Here is a 15,675-nt window from a genome sequence, read left to right as displayed (position 1 = left end):
CCGGAGTACGCCGTGCGCCCCACCCGCCCGCTGACGCGAGCCGGCCGTCCCGGCCCCCGCCGTCCCCGCGGCAGCCTCCGCGGAGCGCCGCACCTGCGGCTGCGCTTCGGCTTCATCATCATCGCGATGGTGCTGTCGGTCTTCGGCGCCCGCCTCGTGCAGCTGCAGGGGATCGACCCCAAGTCGTACGCCGCCATGGCGGCCGCCGAGGGCGTCGTCGAGGTTGTGCTGCCGGCCGAGCGCGGCGACATCCTCGACCGCAACGGCCAGCCGCTCGCGGACTCCGTCGAGGGCCTGATGGTCGTGGCCGACCCGTACATGACCACCGACAAGGCCCCCGAGCTGGCGAAGTTCCTCTCCCAGCGGCTGGACGTGGACTACTTCTCCACGCTGAAGAAGCTGCGCGCCAAGGGCAGCCGCTTCGAGTTCATCGCCCGACGCGTGCCGTCGACCAAGGCGACCGACGTCGTCCAGGCGGCGGCCGCGGCCGGCTTCAAGGGCATCGCCACCCGGCGCGACCCGGTCCGCGACTACCCGGCCGGCGACGTCGCCGCGAACCTCATCGGCTTCATGGGCACCGACGAGCCCCTCGGCGGCTTCGAGCGCACCTTCCAGACGCAGCTCGCCGGCAAGGACGGCTCCTCGCGCTACGACGTCGGCGGCGGCAACCGGATCCCGCTGGGCGACAGCACGATCCGCAAGGCCGTCGACGGCCAGGACCTGCACACCACGATCGACCAGGACCTGCAGTGGTACACCCAGCGGGTCCTGCGCCAGACCGTCCAGGCCTCGCGCGGCGACTCCGGCGTCGCGATCGTGATGGACACCCGCACCGGTGAGCTGCTCTCGCTGGCCGACTACCCGACCTTCGACGCGAACGCCCCGCTCGAGGCGAACGAGGACGACCTGGGCTCCCGCGCGATCAGCGACGTCTTCGAGCCCGGCTCGGTCGAGAAGGTGCTCACGCTGAGCTCGCTCATCGACGCCGGCAAGGTCACCCCGCACACCGAGCTCAAGGTGCCCGGCGTGCTGACGCGCGAGGACCACCCGATCCGCGACTGGTTCCCGCACGACCTGATCAGGCTCACGCTCGCCGGCGTGATCGCGAAGTCCTCGAACATCGGCACCGTGCTCGCCGCCGACAAGTTCGACACGGGGGAGCTGTTCTCCTACCTGACGAAGTTCGGCCTCGGCCAGCGCACGAACATCGGCGTCCGCGGCGAGACCCCGGGCATCCTGCCCGACGGCAGCCTGTGGACCCACCAGAACCAGGACCGCATCGCCTTCGGCCAGTCCCTCTCGGTCAACGCCGTGCAGATGATCGCCGCGGTCAACACGATCGCCAACGGCGGCGTCCGGGTCTCGCCCAGCGTCATCGAGGGTCACGCCACGACCGACGAGGGCGTCGAGGTCGGCACCGACACGACGACCACGCGGCGCGTGGTCAGCCCGAAGGCCGCCACCGGCATGGCGCACATGATGGAGCGCGTCGTCGACCCCGAGGTCGGCGTCGCCCCCGGTGCGGCCGTGCCCGGCTACCGCGTCGCCGGCAAGACCGGCACGGCGCAGCGCGCCGGCACGGACTGCGGCTGCTACGACGGCACCTTCACGGTGTCGTTCGCGGGCTTCGCCCCGGCCGACGACCCCCGGTTCACGATCTACGTCGTCGTCCAGAACCCCCGCAACGGCGGGGGTGGCGGCTCGGTCGCCGGCCCGGCCTTCTCCAAGATCATGAGCTACGCCCTGCGTCGCTACGCCGTCCCGCCGACCGGCACGCGACCCTCCCACCTCCCGGTGGAGTGGTGAGCGCGGGCGATAGCCTCCTCGCGTGGTGAGCGACGAGAACCTCCTGTCGGCGCGCCCGCGGCGCCCCGTGGCGACGCCCCTCGCCGACCTGGCCGCGTGGCTGGAGGGCGAGGACGCGGACACGACCACCAGCGGCGACCTCGCGGCGGCCCCGGACGTCACCGGCCTGTCGCTGAGCTCCCAGCGGATCCTCCCCGGCGACGTGTACGCCGCCCTGCCCGGCACCCGCGTCCACGGGATCGAGTACGCCGCCACGGCGGTCGGTGCCGGCGCCGTCGCGATCCTCACGGACCCGGACGGTGCCGCGGCCGTCGACGCCCCCGGCGTACCCCTCCTGGTCGTGGCGCGACCCCGCGCCGTCCTCGGCCGGCTGGCCGCGCGCGTCTACGGCAACCCCGCGACGGCGCTGCGGATGATCGGCGTGACCGGGACCCAGGGCAAGACCACCACCACCCGCCTGGCGGAGGGCGGCCTCCAGCAGGCCGGGATCCCCGCCGCCGTCATCGGCACGGTCGGCACCCGGGTCGCCGGCACCGACCTCCGGACCACGCTGACCACCCCCGAGGCACCCGACCTGCACGGGCTGTTCGCGATGATGCGCGAGCGCCGGGTCGCGGTCTGCGCGATGGAGGTCTCCAGCCACGCGCTGGTGATGGGACGCGTCGACGGGGTCGTCTTCGACGTCGCGGTGTTCCTCAACCTCGGCCGCGACCACCTGGACTTCCACGCCGACGTGGAGGACTACTACCGCGCCAAGGCGTCGCTGTTCACGCCCGAGCGCGCGCGCCTCGGGCTCGTCAACGTCGACGACGAGCACGGCCGTCGGCTGGCCGCCGAGGCGACGATCCCGATCCGCACCTTCTCCCTGACCGGCCGCGACGCCCACTGGCAGGCCGTCGACGTCGAGCTCGAGGCCGGCGGCTCCCGCTTCACCGTGCTCGGTCCCGACGGGATCGCCGTGGACGCCGCCGTCCCGCTCCCGGGCGACTTCAACGTCGGCAACGCCCTCGCCGCGATCGCCGCCTGCGCCGAGGTCGGCGTGGACACCGCACGGGTCGCCGACGGGATCGCCGCCGCCGGCGGGGTCCCCGGCCGCCTCGAGCGCGTGGACGCCGGACAGGACTTCGTCGTGGTCGTCGACTACGCCCACAAGCCCGACGCGGTCGAGGCCGCGCTCCGCACGCTGCGCCCGCTCACCGACGGCGCCGTCATCGTGGTGATCGGCGCCGGGGGGGACCGCGACCCCGGCAAGCGCCCGATCATGGGCGAGATCGCCTCCCGGCTCGCCGACGTCCTCGTCGTCACCGACGACAACCCCCGCACCGAGGATCCGGCGGCGATCCGGGCGGCCGTGCTGGCCGGCGCGACCGGCGGCCGGGCCGAGGTGCTCGAGATCGGCGACCGCCGCGCGGCGATCCGCGAGGCGGTCCGTCGCGCGCGTCCCGGCGACATCGTGGTCGTCGCCGGCAAGGGTCACGAGACCGGCCAGACGGTCGCCGGCGTGGTGCACCCCTTCGACGACCGCGAGGTCGTCCGGGCGGAGCTGCGCAGCCGATGATCGCGATGACGCTCGCCGAGATCGCCGCGGTGGTCGGTGGCACGGTCGACGCCACCGACGACGGCGGCCGCACGCACGTCGTCGACGGGGCGGCGTACGTCGACAGCCGCCAGCGCGTGCCCGGCGGCCTCTTCGTCGCCGTGGCGGGGGAGCGGGTCGACGGCCACGACTTCGCCGAGGGCGCCCACGCCGTGCTGGGCTCGCGCCCGACCGGGGTCCCGTCCGTGCTGGTCGACGACCCGGTCACCGCGCTCGGCGTGCTGGCCCGGCACGTGGTCGACCTGCTGCCCGCCACCGTCCTGGCCCTCACCGGCTCCCAGGGCAAGACCGGCACCAAGGACTACCTCGCCCAGGTCCTCGCCACCGCCGGGCCGACCGTCGCGACCCTCGGCAACAACAACAACGAGCTCGGGGTCCCGCTCACCGTGCTCCGGGCCGACACGACCACGGCGTACCTCGTCGTCGAGATGGGCGCCCGCGGCATCGGCCACATCGCCTACCTCTGCGGCATCGCCCCGCCGCGGATCGCCGCGGTCCTCAACGTCGGCACCGCGCACGTGGGCGAGTTCGGCAGCCGCGAGGCGATCGCCGTCGCCAAGGGCGAGATCGTCGAGGCGCTGCCGGTCGACGGCACCGCCGTCCTCAACGCGGGGGACGACCTCGTCGCCCCGATGGCCGCCCGGACCCGGGCCACCGTCTCCACCTTCGGCGACGCCGGCAGCGGCACCGTCCCCGACGTCGCGTGGCGCGGCGTCGAGCTCGACGACCTCGGCCGCCCCTCCTTCGAGATCGGGTACGCCGGCGACTGGCAGCCGGTCCGGCTGACCCAGACCGGGCGGCACCAGGTGGCCAACGCCGCCGCGGCCGCGGCGATGGCCCTGGCCACGGGGCTGGCGCTGCCCGACGTCGCCGCGGCGCTCAGCGCCGCCGCGTCGGCCTCGCCGATGCGGATGGACCTGCGCGAGCGCGCCGACGGGCTGATCGTGGTCAACGACGCCTACAACGCGAACCCCGCCTCGATGGTGGCGGCGGTCGACGCCCTGGTGGCGATCGGCGGCCGCTCGTCGCGACGCACGGTGGCGGTCCTGGGCGAGATGAAGGAGCTGGGCGACGCCGCGGACGACTCGCACCGCCAGGTCGGCCGGCACGTCGCCGCCGCCGGCGTCGACGTGCTGCTGGTCGTGGGGGAGCCCGCGCGCGGCCTCGCTGACGGCGCCGCGGCCGAGCCGGGCTGGACCGGTGAGGCGATCGTCACGGCGGGGCGTGCCGAGGCACTGCTCTGGGTGCGGGAGAATGTCTCGCCGCAGGACGTCGTCCTGGTCAAGGCGTCCCGGGGCGCCGCACTCGAGTCGATCGCCGACGTACTGCTGGAAGGGGAGGTGACCGCGCGATGAGAGCCGTGCTGCTGGGCGGAGGGCTGGCCCTGCTGATCTCCCTGATCGGGACCCGGTTCGCGATCACCGTCTTCACCGGGTGGGGCTACGGCCAGGAGATCCGCGACGACGGGCCCACCACCCACCACACCAAGCGCGGCACGCCCACGATGGGCGGCGTCGTCATCATCGCCGCGACCGTCATCGGCTACTTCGCCGCGAAGCTGATCACCCAGAGCATGCCGAGCGCCTCCGCGCTCCTGCTCCTCTTCCTCTTCGTCGGCATGGGCCTCGTGGGCTTCGTCGACGACTTCATCAAGATCGTCAAGCAGCGCAGCCTCGGCCTGCGCAGCAAGGCGAAGATGATCGGCCAGACCGTCGTCGGCGTCGTCTTCGGGATCCTGGCGCTCTCGCCGGCCCTCGCCGACGACCGGGGCCGGGCCCCGGCCTCGCACCACATCTCCTTCATCCGCGACTTCGAGGGCTTCGCGCTGCCGACCGTCGTGGTGATCCTGCTGATCTGGCTGGTCATCACCGGCACCAGCAACGCGGTGAACCTCACCGACGGGCTCGACGGCCTCGCGACCGGTGCCTGCGTGATGGTCTTCGGCGCCTACACGCTCGTGAACATCTGGCAGAACAACCAGTCGTGCCGGATCTCGCCGAGCCCCACCTGCTACGAGGTGCGCGACCCCCTGGACCTCGCCGTCATCGCCGCCGCGATCACCGGCGCCTGCTTCGGCTTCCTGTGGTGGAACGCCTCCCCGGCCGCGATCTTCATGGGTGACACCGGCTCGCTGAGCCTGGGTGCCGCGCTGGCCGGCTTCGCGATCCTGACCCGCACCGAGATGCTGCTGATCATCCTCGGCGGACTGTTCGTCGCCGTGACCCTCTCGGTGATGATCCAGGTGACGACCTTCAAGATCACCCGGCGGCTCACGGGCACCGGCAAGCGGGTCTTCCGGATGACCCCGCTGCACCACCACTTCGAGATGCTCGGCTGGGAGCAGATCACGGTCGTGATCCGCTTCTGGATCATCACCGGCCTGTGCGTCGCGACCGGCCTCGGCGTCTTCTACGCCGAGTGGGTGGCCGGCAGTTGAGCGGTCCCGACGTCCGGGCGCTGGGCCGGCACGACTCCTGGGACGGCGTCCGCGCGGTCGTCGCGGGGTTCGGCGTCTCCGGCTTCGCCGCGGCCGACAACCTCAACCACCTCGGGGCCGGCGTGCTGGCCCTCGACGAGACGACCACGGACGACAAGGCCGAGAAGGCCGAGCTCCTCGAGGTGCTGGGCGCGACGGTCCGCCTCGAGCCCGGTGCCACCGCGACGCTGCCCGACGACGTCGACGTGCTCGTCACCTCGCCGGGCTGGCGCCCCGACGCGCCGCTGCTCGCGCAGGCCCGCGCCCGCGGCGTCCCGGTGTGGGGCGAGGTGGAGCTGGCCTGGCGGCTGCGCGACCCGAACCACGACACCCCGTGGCTGTGCGTCACCGGCACCAACGGCAAGACCACGACCGTCCAGATGCTCGACGCGATCCTGAGGGCCGCCGGGCGCCGCAGCATCGCGGTCGGCAACGTCGGGCTCCCGATCGTCGAGGCGGTCATGGACCCCGAGCCGTACGACGTCCTCGCGGTCGAGCTCTCCAGCTTCCAGCTGCACTACACGGACTCGATGAGCGCGCACAGCGCCGCCGTCCTGAACGTCGCCGAGGACCACCTGGACTGGTACGCCTCCATGGCCGACTACGCCGCCGACAAGGGCCGGATCTACGAGCGGGTCCAGCGCGCCTGCGTCTACAACGTCGCCGACGCCGAGACCGAGCGGCTGGTCCGCGACGCCGACGTCGAGGAGGGTGCCCGCGCGATCGGCTTCACCCTGGGGATGCCCGGGGTCGGGATGCTCGGCCTCGTCGAGGACATCCTGGTCGACCGGGCCTTCATCGAGCAGCGCGACTCAAGCGCCGCCGAGCTCTGCACGATCGCCGACCTCGCCCTGGGCTCGCCCGGCGGTGCCGCTCCGCACAACGTCCAGAACGCGCTGGCCGCCGCGGCGCTGGCCCGCTCCTTCGGCGTGGAGCAGGTCGCCGTGCGCGACGGGCTGCGCGGCTTCCAGCCGGACGGCCACCGGATCGCGACGGTCGCCGTCGCCGACGGCGTCGCGTGGGTGGACGACTCGAAGGCCACCAACCCCCACGCCGCTCAGTCCTCGCTGCAGGCCTACGACCACGTCGTCTGGGTCGCGGGCGGGCTCGCCAAGGGAGCCCGCTTCGAGGACCTCGTGCTCGCCGTGCGCGACCGGCTGCGGGGCGTGGTGCTCCTCGGCCGCGACCGTCAGGTGATCGCCGAGGCGCTTTCACGACACGCGCCGGATGTCCCCGTCATCTCGATCGAGGACGGCGAGACTGGTCACGAGCACGGCCCCATGGGGCGCGTCGTGGAGGCGGCGGACCAGCTCGCCCGACCCGGCGACACGGTTCTCCTGGCTCCGGGATGTGCCTCCATGGACATGTTCACCAACTACGCCGAGCGGGGCGACGCCTTCGCCGCCGCCGTGCGGGCCAGGACCGGGACGACAGACTGACGGAAGGGGGCGCGAGGGTGACCACCGCGAACCCCGAGGACACCCGTCCGCTGGCCGGCACCGCCGCGTCCGCCGGCACCCGCAGCACCGCCACGAGCTGGTACACCTCGCTCCGCGAGGCGCTGGACCGCCCGCTGACGGCGTACTACCTCCTGCTGGGCGCCTCCGCGCTGCTGCTCACGATCGGCGTGATCATGGTGCTGAGCGCGTCGAGCGTCTACAGCTACGAGAAGAACGACGGCAACAGCTACGCCGTCGTCGAGCGGCAGCTGATGTGGGTGGCCATCGGGCTGCCGGCGGCGTTCGTCGCCAGCCGGCTCTCGCCGCAGTGGATCCGCCGCCTGGCCTGGCCGGGCTACTTCGTCTCGCTGGGGCTGCTCCTCCTCACCGCCTTCATCGGCGTGACCATCAACGGCAACCGCAACTGGGTGGCGCTCGGGCCGATCGTCATCCAGCCCGCCGAGATCGCCAAGCTCGCCCTGATCCTGTGGGCGGCGCACGTCTACGCGCACAAGGACCGCCGGCTCGGCAGCCTCCACCAGGTGCTGATGCCCGTGGTGCCGGGCCTCCTGCTCGCCACCGGCCTCGTCATCTTCGGCCACGACCTCGGCACCGCGCTGGTCCTCTTCGCGATCCTGCTCGGGATGCTCTGGGTGGTCGGTGCGCCGGCCCGGTTCTTCGTGATGGCGATCTCGATCGTCAGCGTGGTCGCGGTCTTCCTGGCCGCGGCGAGCCCCGAGCGGCTCGCCCGCATCACCAACTTCGCCGACCCGTTCAAGGACTTCCACGACACCGGCTGGCAGCCCGCGCACGGTCTCTACGCGCTCTCGACCGGCGGCTGGTTCGGCCAGGGGATCGGCGCCTCGCAGCAGAAGTGGGGCGACCTCCCCGAGGCGCACACCGACTTCATCTTCGCCGTGCTCGGCGAGGAGCTCGGGCTGGTCGGCACGTTGCTGGTGATCGCGCTGTTCCTCACGATCGCCTACGCCGCCGTGCGGATCGCCCGCGAGACCGCCGACCCGTTCGTGCGCTACACGATCTTCGGGATCGTCGTCTGGCTGGTCGGCCAGATGATGATCAACGTCGGCATGGTGCTCGCGCTGCTGCCCGTCATCGGCATCCCGCTGCCGCTCGTCTCGTACGGCGGGTCCTCGCTCGTCCCGACCCTCGTCGCGCTGGGGCTGGTCATCGGCTTCGCGCGGCGCGAGCCCGAGGCCGCCCGGGCCCTGGCGCAGCGGCGCCGGGACCGCTCGGCCGGCCTGTCCGCCGGCAAGGTGTCGGGCCGCTCCCTCTAGGGGCGGTCCGCCATCCCTAGACTCGCTCCGATGCGCGTTCTCCTCGCCGGCGGCGGTTCCGCCGGCCACACCTCGCCCCTGCTCGCCACCGCCGACGCCCTGCGCCGGCTCGACCCGTCCGTCGAGATCACCTGCCTCGGCACCGCGCGCGGCCTGGAGACCCGGGTGGTCCCGGCCGCCGGCTACCCGCTCGAGCTGATCCCGCCGGTGCCGATGCCGCGGCGGCCCAACGGCGACCTGCTGCGCGTCCCCGCGCGGCTGCGCGGCGCCGTGAAGGAGGCGCTCGCCGTCGTCGACCGCGTGCGGCCCGACGTCGTCGTCGGGTACGGCGGCTACGTCTCCGTGCCGGCGTACCTCGCCGCCCGCCGCCGCAAGCTGCCCCTCGTCGTCCACGAGCAGAACGCCCTGCCCGGCCTCGGCAACAAGGCCGGCGCCCGGATCGCCACGCGGGTCGCGGTCAGCTTCCCCGGCACCCCGCTGCCCGGGGCCGAGTACGTCGGCCTCCCGCTGCGCCGGATGATCTCCCAGCTCGACCGCGCCGCGAGCCGGGCCGAGGCGCGGGCCTTCTTCGGGCTCGACCCGGACCGTCCGACGCTGCTCGTCACCGGGGGCTCCCAGGGGGCCACCCGCCTCAACCGCGCCGTGTCCGGAGCGGCCCAGGCCCTCTCGGCCGCCGGGGTGCAGGTGCTGCACGTCCAGGGCAAGCACGGCGGCGCCGAGCCGGCGGCCACGGACGCGCCGTACGTCGTCCTCGAGTACGTCGACCGGATGGACCTCGCCTACGCCGCCGCCGACCTCGTCCTGTGCCGGGCCGGGGCCAACAGCACGGTCGAGGCCGCCGCGACCGGACTCCCCGCGATCCTGGTCCCGCTCCCGATCGGCAACGGCGAGCAGGAGCGCAACGCCCGGCCCGTCGTCGACGCCGGTGGTGCGCTGCTGGTCGACGACGCGTCCGTCACCCCGGAGTGGGTCGCGGCGACGGTACCCGCCCTCGTGACCGACACCGACCGCCTCGCGGAGATGGGCGCGGCCGCGGCCGCCCTGGTGCCGCGCGACGCCGACGAGCGGCTGGCCCGGATCGTCCAGGAGTGCGCCCGATGAGGGTCCCCGTCCCCGACACGATCCTCCCGGCCGACCGGCTCGGGCGCGTCCACTTCGTCGGCATCGGGGGAGCGGGCCTGTCCGGCATCGCCCGGATCATGCTCGCCCGCGGCCTCGCGGTGAGCGGCAGCGACGGCACCGACTCGCCGACCCTCGAGGCGCTGCGCGGGCTGGGCGCCGAGGTGCACCTCGGCCACGCGGCCGAGCACGTCCACGACGTCGACACCCTCGTGGTCTCGACGGCGGTCCGCGAGGACAACCCGGAGTACGTCGAGGCCGTGCGACAGGGCCTGCGCGTGCTCCCGCGCTCCGCGGCCCTCGCCGCCGTGATGGCCGGGCGCCGCGTGGTCGCCGTGGCCGGCACGCACGGCAAGACCACCACGACCTCGCTGCTCACGGTCGCCCTCCAGGCGGCGGGCGCCGACCCGACGTACGCCGTCGGCGGCGACCTCGCCCAGACCGGCACGAACGCCCAGGAGGGCGGCGGCGACCTGTTCGTCGCCGAGGCCGACGAGAGCGACGGCGCCTTCCTCGTCTACCGGCCGTACGCCGCGGTCGTCACCAACGTCGAGGCCGACCACCTCGACAACTGGGGCACCGAGGAGGCCTACCGCGCCGCCTTCGCGGAGTTCGCCGACCGGATCGATCCCGGCGGCCTGCTGGTCTGCGTGGTGGACGACGACGGCGCGCGCGACCTGGCGGCGTACGCCCGTGGCCGTGGCCTCACGGTCGTGGGGGTGGGGGAGTCGGCCGACGCCGACGTCCGCGCCACCGACCTGGTCTTCGAGGGCTCGACCTCCCGGTTCACCGTGCACGACGGCGACGTCGAGCTCGGGACGCTCACGCTGCAGATCCCCGGGCGGCACTACGTCCTCGACGCGCTGGCCGCGCTGACGGTCGGGCTGCGGCTCGGCCACGACTTCGACGGCCTGCGCCGCGGCCTCGAGGGCTTCACCGGCACCCGCCGCCGGATGGAGCGCAAGGGCGAGGCCGCGGGGGTCCGCGTCTACGACAGCTACGCCCACCACCCCGTCGAGATCGCCGGCGACCTGCAGGCCGCGCGCTCGGTCGCGGGGGAGGGTCGCGTGGTCGTGGCCTACCAGCCGCACCTGGTCTCGCGGACCCGGATCTTCGGCGTCGCTATGGGGGAGGCGCTGGGCGCCGCCGACGAGGTGGTGGTGCTCGACGTCTACCTCGCGCGCGAGGACGCCGACCCCGAGGTGACCGGCGCCCTGGTCGCCGGCGCCGTCCCGCTGCCCGCCGAGCGCGTCGCGTTCGTCCCCGACTTCGACGCCGTTCCTGCCGAGCTGGTCCGGCGCGCCCGCCCGGGCGACCTCGTCCTGACCCTGGGCGCCGGCACGGTCACCCAGCTCGGGCCGCGCGTGCTCGACCTGCTGGCCACGCACGACCCGGCCGGGGGTGGCGATGCGTAGGACCGCGACCGCCGAGCCCGCCGGCAGCGCCACCACCGTCCGCAGCCGCCGCCGGTTCGCGCGTCGGCAGTGGGCCCGGCGCTGGCTGGCGTGGAAGTACGTCGTCGCGCTGCTCGTCCTCGTCGGGCTCGTCGCCGGTGCGATCTGGGCCGTCTACTTCTCCTCGTTCCTCGCCGTCCAGGGCGTCCGGGTGGAGGGCGTCAGCACGATCAGTGCCCGCGAGATCCGCGACGCCGCCGCCGTCCCCTCGGGCGAGCCCCTGGCCCGCGTCGACCTCGACCGGATCCGCTCGCGCGTCGAGTCGCTCGCCGAGGTCCGCTCCGCTGACGTGACCCGCCAGTGGCCCGACCAGGTGCTCGTCACGGTCACCGAGCGGGTGGCGGTCGCCGTCGTCGACATGGGCGGGCGGATCCGAGGTCTCGACGACCAGGGCGTGCTGTTCCGCGACTACGCCCGGGCCCCTGCGGGCCTGCCCCGCGTCCAGACCCAGGGCGACACCCGCAGCGACGCGCTGCGCGAGGCCGCCCGCGTCGTCGGCGCCCTGCCCCGCGCCCTCGCCGGCACCGTCGACCACGTCGAGGTCGCCACCGTCGACCAGATCACCCTCGTGCTCGAGGACGGCCGCACCGTCGAGTGGGGGAGCGCGGACGAGTCCGCCCAGAAGGCCGAGGTCATCGCGGCCCTCCTCAAGCGCCCGGCGCAGACCTACGACGTCAGCGTCCCCGGCCAGCCGACCACCTCCGGGACGCGCTGACCCGTCCGGTTCCGTCCGGGGACTGCAGAAAAATCCGGCTTCGTCGAGCGACACGGGCGTGTCGCCACGGATTCGCCGACGCCACTGCCTACTGTCGTGACCACGGCGAGGTTGACATAACTATAACCCTCAGGTTCAGGGTTACAGTTTCCGGCTCTCGTCCTTCCCCGACCTCCAGCTCCACCCGAATCACCAGCTCGACAACCCGACCGCCGACCGGCGGTCACCCCAACAGCAGTCCGAGACCTCGGACACGATCAGCGAGAGGCGAATCCGCCGTGGCAGCAGCACAGAACTACCTGGCCATCATCAAGGTCGTGGGCATCGGTGGTGGTGGTGTCAACGCCGTCAACCGGATGATCGAGGTCGGGCTCAAGGGCGTCGAGTTCATCGCGATCAACACCGACGCCCAGGCGCTCCTCATGAGCGACGCCGACGTCAAGCTCGACATCGGCCGCGAGCTCACCCGCGGCCTCGGTGCCGGCGCCAACCCCGAGGTCGGGGGACGCGCCGCCGAGGACCACGCCGACGAGATCGAGGAAGTCATCAAGGGGGCCGACATGGTCTTCGTGACGGCCGGCGAGGGTGGTGGCACCGGCACCGGTGGCGCCCCGGTCGTCGCCCGGATCGCCCGCTCCCTCGGCGCCCTGACGATCGGTGTCGTGACCCGCCCGTTCGCCTTCGAGGGTCGCCGCCGCGCGAACTCCGCCGAGGAGGGCATCTCGCAGCTGCGCGACGAGGTCGACACCCTCATCGTGATCCCGAACGACCGGCTGCTCTCGATCAGCGACCGCAACGTCTCGATCCTCGACGCCTTCAAGCAGGCCGACCAGGTCCTGCTGCAGGGTGTCTCGGGCATCACCGACCTGATCACCACCCCCGGCCTGATCAACCTCGACTTCGCCGACGTCAAGTCCGTCATGGCCAACGCCGGCTCCGCGCTCATGGGCATCGGCTCGGCCCGTGGCGAGGACCGCTCGATGGCCGCGGCCGAGATGGCGGTCTCCAGCCCGCTGCTCGAGGCCTCCATCGAGGGTGCCCACGGCGTCCTGCTCTCGATCGCCGGCGGCTCCGACCTCGGCCTCTTCGAGATCAACGAGGCCGCCGCGCTGGTGCAGCAGGCCGCGCACCCCGAGGCCAACATCATCTTCGGTGCGACCATCGACGACGCCCTCGGCGACGAGGTCCGCGTGACCGTCATCGCGGCCGGCTTCGACGGCGGCATGCCGAAGCGTCGCGACGAGGGCACCGTCCTGCGTCGCGAGCCCAAGCAGCAGCAGACCCAGGAGGAGACCCGCGCGGCTGCCGCCCAGGTCGCCACCCGCCGCGAGGAGAAGGTGCCGGCCGGCGCCGTCACGTTCCGCTCGTCGGTCCCGCCGTCGACCCCGGTGCAGCAGGAGCGCCGCGACGCCGCCCCGGCGCCGCAGCAGGCCAAGCCCGCGCCGCGTCAGGTCCAGTTCGACGACGACGACCTCGACGTGCCCGACTTCCTCAAGTAGGCACGTGTTCCACTACCGCGACACCCGGGAAGGCGACGTCCGCGTGGACGTCGCCTTCACCGATTCCTCCGTCGACCTGCAGGGGCTGGGGCCGCACTTCGCGACCGAGCTGCCGCGCGTCGAGGACGCCTGCGGCGTCCGCTTCGCCCGGCTCGACCAGGAGCACGGCGCCGAGGTCCGCACCGTCGACGCGCCCGGCCCGCCGCCGCTCAGCGACATCCCCACCGCGGACGCGCTCGTCACCACGACGCCCGGCGTCGGGCTGATGATCCGGGTCGCCGACTGCGTCCCCGTGCTGCTGGCCGACCCGGCCGCCGGCGTCCTGGGCGCCGTCCATGCGGGGCGCAAGGGGGTGGCGCTCGACATCGTCACCCGCACGGTCGAGCGGATGCGCGACGCCGGCGCCGGCACCCTCACCGCCTGGGTCGGCCCGCACGTGTGCGGCGGCTGCTACGAGGTGCCCGAGGAGCTGCGCGCCGAGGTGGCGGCCGCGGTCCCGACGACGTACGCCGTCACGACCTGGGGCACCCCGGCGCTCGACCTCGGGGCCGGTGTCCGCGCCCAGCTCGCGGCCGCGGGCGTCGAGGTGACCGAGCTGCGTGCCTGCACGCTCGAGCGCGACGACCTGCACTCCTACCGGCGCGACGGGGCGGCCGCCGGCCGGCTCGCCGGGCTCGTGTGGATGTCATGAGCCGCCACGACCAGCTGGCCGCCGGCCTCGCCACCGTCCGCGAGCGGATCGCGGGCGCGTGCGCCGACGCGGGCCGCGACCCCGACGAGGTGCGCCTCGTCGTGGTCACCAAGTTCTTCCCCGAGTCCGACGTGCGCCTGCTCGCCGACCTCGGGGTCACCGACGTGGGGGAGAACCGCCACCAGGAGGCGGAGGCCAAGGCCGCCGCGTGCGCCGACCTAGCGCTCACCTGGCACTTCATCGGCGGGCTCCAGAGCAACAAGGCCGCCGCCGTGGCGTCGTACTCCCACGTCGTCGAGTCGGTCGACCGGGCCAAGCTCGTCGGGCCGCTCGCCAAGGGCGCCGGCGCGCGGGAGCAGCCCCTCGACGTGCTGCTCCAGGTCAGCCTCGACCCCCCGGGTGCCGAGGGCAGGGCGGGCGCCGACGCGGCCGACCTGCCCGCGCTGGCCGGGCGCGTCGCGGAGGCGGAGCACCTCGTGCTCCGCGGCCTGATGGCGGTCGCGCCGCTGGGGGGCGACCCCGTCGCCGCCTTCGCGCGGCTCGCCGAGCTCCACCGCTCGTTCGTCTCCGCGCACCCGGCGGCCACCTGGCTGTCGGCGGGCATGAGCGGCGACCTCGAGCACGCTGTCAGGGCCGGCGCGACACACGTGCGTGTCGGCAGCGCGATCCTCGGTTCGAGGCCGCGTGTCAAGTAGGGTCAACACACCAGATCAGCACCCTCACCAGGGGTGCGTCAGCACCGGAGGACAACAGTCATGAGCGGCTCGATGCGCAAGATCGGCGAGTACCTCGGCCTGCTCGAGGACACCGGCCGGTACGACGACGAGTACGACGGCGACGACGAGACCCAGGACGTGCCCGCCGTGGCGCCGACCGGCCGCGCGCCGAGGTCGCGGGAGCCCCGTCCCGCCCCCGTGTCCGACCTGTCCGAGCGCCGCCGTCCGGCGCCGGGCCCCACCGGAGTGGTAGCCGAATTGTCCAAGATCACGACCCTGCACCCGCGCACCTACAACGAGGCGCGCACGGTCGGCGAGAACTTCCGCGACGGCACCCCGGTGATCATGAACCTCTCCGAGATGGACGACAACGACGCCAAGCGCCTCGTCGACTTCGCGGCCGGCCTCGTGTTTGCCACGCGTGGCACGATCGAGCGCGTGACCAACAAGGTCTTCCTGCTCTCCCCGCCCAACGTCACGGTCGCCGCCGAGGACAAGCAGCGGATCGCCGAGGGCGGCTTCTTCAACCAGAGCTAGGACCCCTCCTGTTGCATGCCGTCGGTACGGTCCTCCACGTACTCCTCTGGGTCTTCCTGGGTCTGATGTGGATCCGGTTCGTCGTGGACTGGGTCCAGGTGTTCGCCCGCTCGTGGAGTCCCTCGGGCCCCCTGCTGGTCCTCCTCGAGGTCGTCTACTCCCTCACGGACCCGCCCATCAAGGCGCTGCGCCGGGTCATCCCGCCGCTACGCCTGGGGCAGGTGGTGCTCGACCTGAGCTTCCTGATCGTGATGGTGCTGGCCTATGTTCTGCTGGGGCTCAACGACGCCTACCTGCTCCGCGCGTAGGTCTGCGGGCCCCCGACGCGAGT

General features: G+C 73.5%; 13 protein-coding genes and 1 pseudogene. All 14 read left to right on the top strand.

The features are described from left to right. Nucleotides 1-12 precede the first annotated feature (12 nt). The 14 genes and pseudogenes from H5V45_RS03335 (at nucleotide 13) to H5V45_RS03270 (ending at nucleotide 15,652) form a co-directional block, all read left to right on the top strand. A complete protein-coding gene (locus H5V45_RS03335) occupies nucleotides 13-1,806 on the top strand; it encodes a peptidoglycan D,D-transpeptidase FtsI family protein (protein WP_343061399.1) in 1,794 nt (597 codons plus the stop codon). A 22-nt stretch (nucleotides 1,807-1,828) separates the two neighbouring features. Beyond that, nucleotides 1,829-3,364 (top strand): UDP-N-acetylmuramoyl-L-alanyl-D-glutamate--2,6-diaminopimelate ligase, encoded by a 1,536-nt coding sequence (locus H5V45_RS03330; protein ID WP_185251633.1) that lies wholly within the window; start codon nucleotides 1,829-1,831, stop codon nucleotides 3,362-3,364. A gap of 5 nt (nucleotides 3,365-3,369) precedes the next feature. Beyond that, entirely contained in the window at nucleotides 3,370-4,758 is a 1,389-nt protein-coding gene (locus H5V45_RS03325) for a UDP-N-acetylmuramoyl-tripeptide--D-alanyl-D-alanine ligase (RefSeq protein ID WP_343061398.1), read from the top strand. Then, a complete protein-coding gene (mraY, locus tag H5V45_RS03320; RefSeq protein ID WP_185251631.1) occupies nucleotides 4,755-5,840 on the top strand; it encodes a phospho-N-acetylmuramoyl-pentapeptide-transferase in 1,086 nt (361 codons plus the stop codon). The genes H5V45_RS03325 and mraY overlap by 4 nt, the downstream gene beginning before the upstream one ends. Then, nucleotides 5,837-7,318 (top strand): UDP-N-acetylmuramoyl-L-alanine--D-glutamate ligase, encoded by a 1,482-nt coding sequence (gene murD / locus H5V45_RS03315; RefSeq protein WP_185251630.1) that lies wholly within the window; start codon nucleotides 5,837-5,839, stop codon nucleotides 7,316-7,318. The genes mraY and murD overlap by 4 nt, the downstream gene beginning before the upstream one ends. 17 nt (nucleotides 7,319-7,335) lie before the next feature. Continuing rightward, nucleotides 7,336-8,613, top strand: coding sequence for a putative lipid II flippase FtsW (gene ftsW / locus H5V45_RS03310; protein WP_343061397.1), 1,278 nt, complete (start codon nucleotides 7,336-7,338; stop codon nucleotides 8,611-8,613). Between the two features lie 30 nt (nucleotides 8,614-8,643). Beyond that, entirely contained in the window at nucleotides 8,644-9,714 is a 1,071-nt protein-coding gene (gene murG / locus H5V45_RS03305; protein ID WP_185251628.1) for an undecaprenyldiphospho-muramoylpentapeptide beta-N-acetylglucosaminyltransferase, read from the top strand. Beyond that, entirely contained in the window at nucleotides 9,711-11,147 is a 1,437-nt protein-coding gene (murC, locus tag H5V45_RS03300) for a UDP-N-acetylmuramate--L-alanine ligase (protein WP_185251627.1), read from the top strand. Before murG ends, murC begins: the two co-directional genes overlap by 4 nt. Beyond that, the gene (locus H5V45_RS03295; protein WP_185251626.1) at nucleotides 11,140-11,901 is read left to right on the top strand and encodes a cell division protein FtsQ/DivIB; all 762 of its coding nucleotides are present in this window, start codon (nucleotides 11,140-11,142) and stop codon (nucleotides 11,899-11,901) included. The genes murC and H5V45_RS03295 overlap by 8 nt, the downstream gene beginning before the upstream one ends. Nucleotides 11,902-12,179: 278 nt before the next feature. Continuing rightward, nucleotides 12,180-13,125 (top strand): annotated as a pseudogene (gene ftsZ, locus H5V45_RS03290) (cell division protein FtsZ); the annotation flags it as partial. 279 nt (nucleotides 13,126-13,404) lie between these two features. Next, complete coding sequence (locus H5V45_RS03285) at nucleotides 13,405-14,091, top strand: laccase domain-containing protein (RefSeq protein ID WP_185251624.1); 687 nt, start codon at nucleotides 13,405-13,407, stop codon at nucleotides 14,089-14,091. Beyond that, the gene (locus tag H5V45_RS03280) at nucleotides 14,088-14,786 is read left to right on the top strand and encodes a YggS family pyridoxal phosphate-dependent enzyme (protein ID WP_185251623.1); all 699 of its coding nucleotides are present in this window, start codon (nucleotides 14,088-14,090) and stop codon (nucleotides 14,784-14,786) included. The genes H5V45_RS03285 and H5V45_RS03280 overlap by 4 nt, the downstream gene beginning before the upstream one ends. A 60-nt stretch (nucleotides 14,787-14,846) precedes the next feature. Continuing rightward, nucleotides 14,847-15,344, top strand: a complete 498-nt coding sequence (locus tag H5V45_RS03275; protein WP_185251622.1) for a cell division protein SepF — start codon at nucleotides 14,847-14,849, stop codon at nucleotides 15,342-15,344. Nucleotides 15,345-15,355: 11 nt separating this feature from the next. Continuing rightward, nucleotides 15,356-15,652, top strand: a complete 297-nt coding sequence (locus tag H5V45_RS03270) for a YggT family protein (RefSeq protein ID WP_185251621.1) — start codon at nucleotides 15,356-15,358, stop codon at nucleotides 15,650-15,652. Nucleotides 15,653-15,675 lie beyond the last annotated feature (23 nt).

This window comes from Nocardioides luti, assembly GCF_014212315.1.
GTDB classification, from domain to species: domain Bacteria; phylum Actinomycetota; class Actinomycetes; order Propionibacteriales; family Nocardioidaceae; genus Nocardioides; species Nocardioides luti.
The sequence above is the reverse complement of the archived record's forward strand: the minus strand, read 5'-3'. Positions and strand labels throughout refer to the sequence as shown.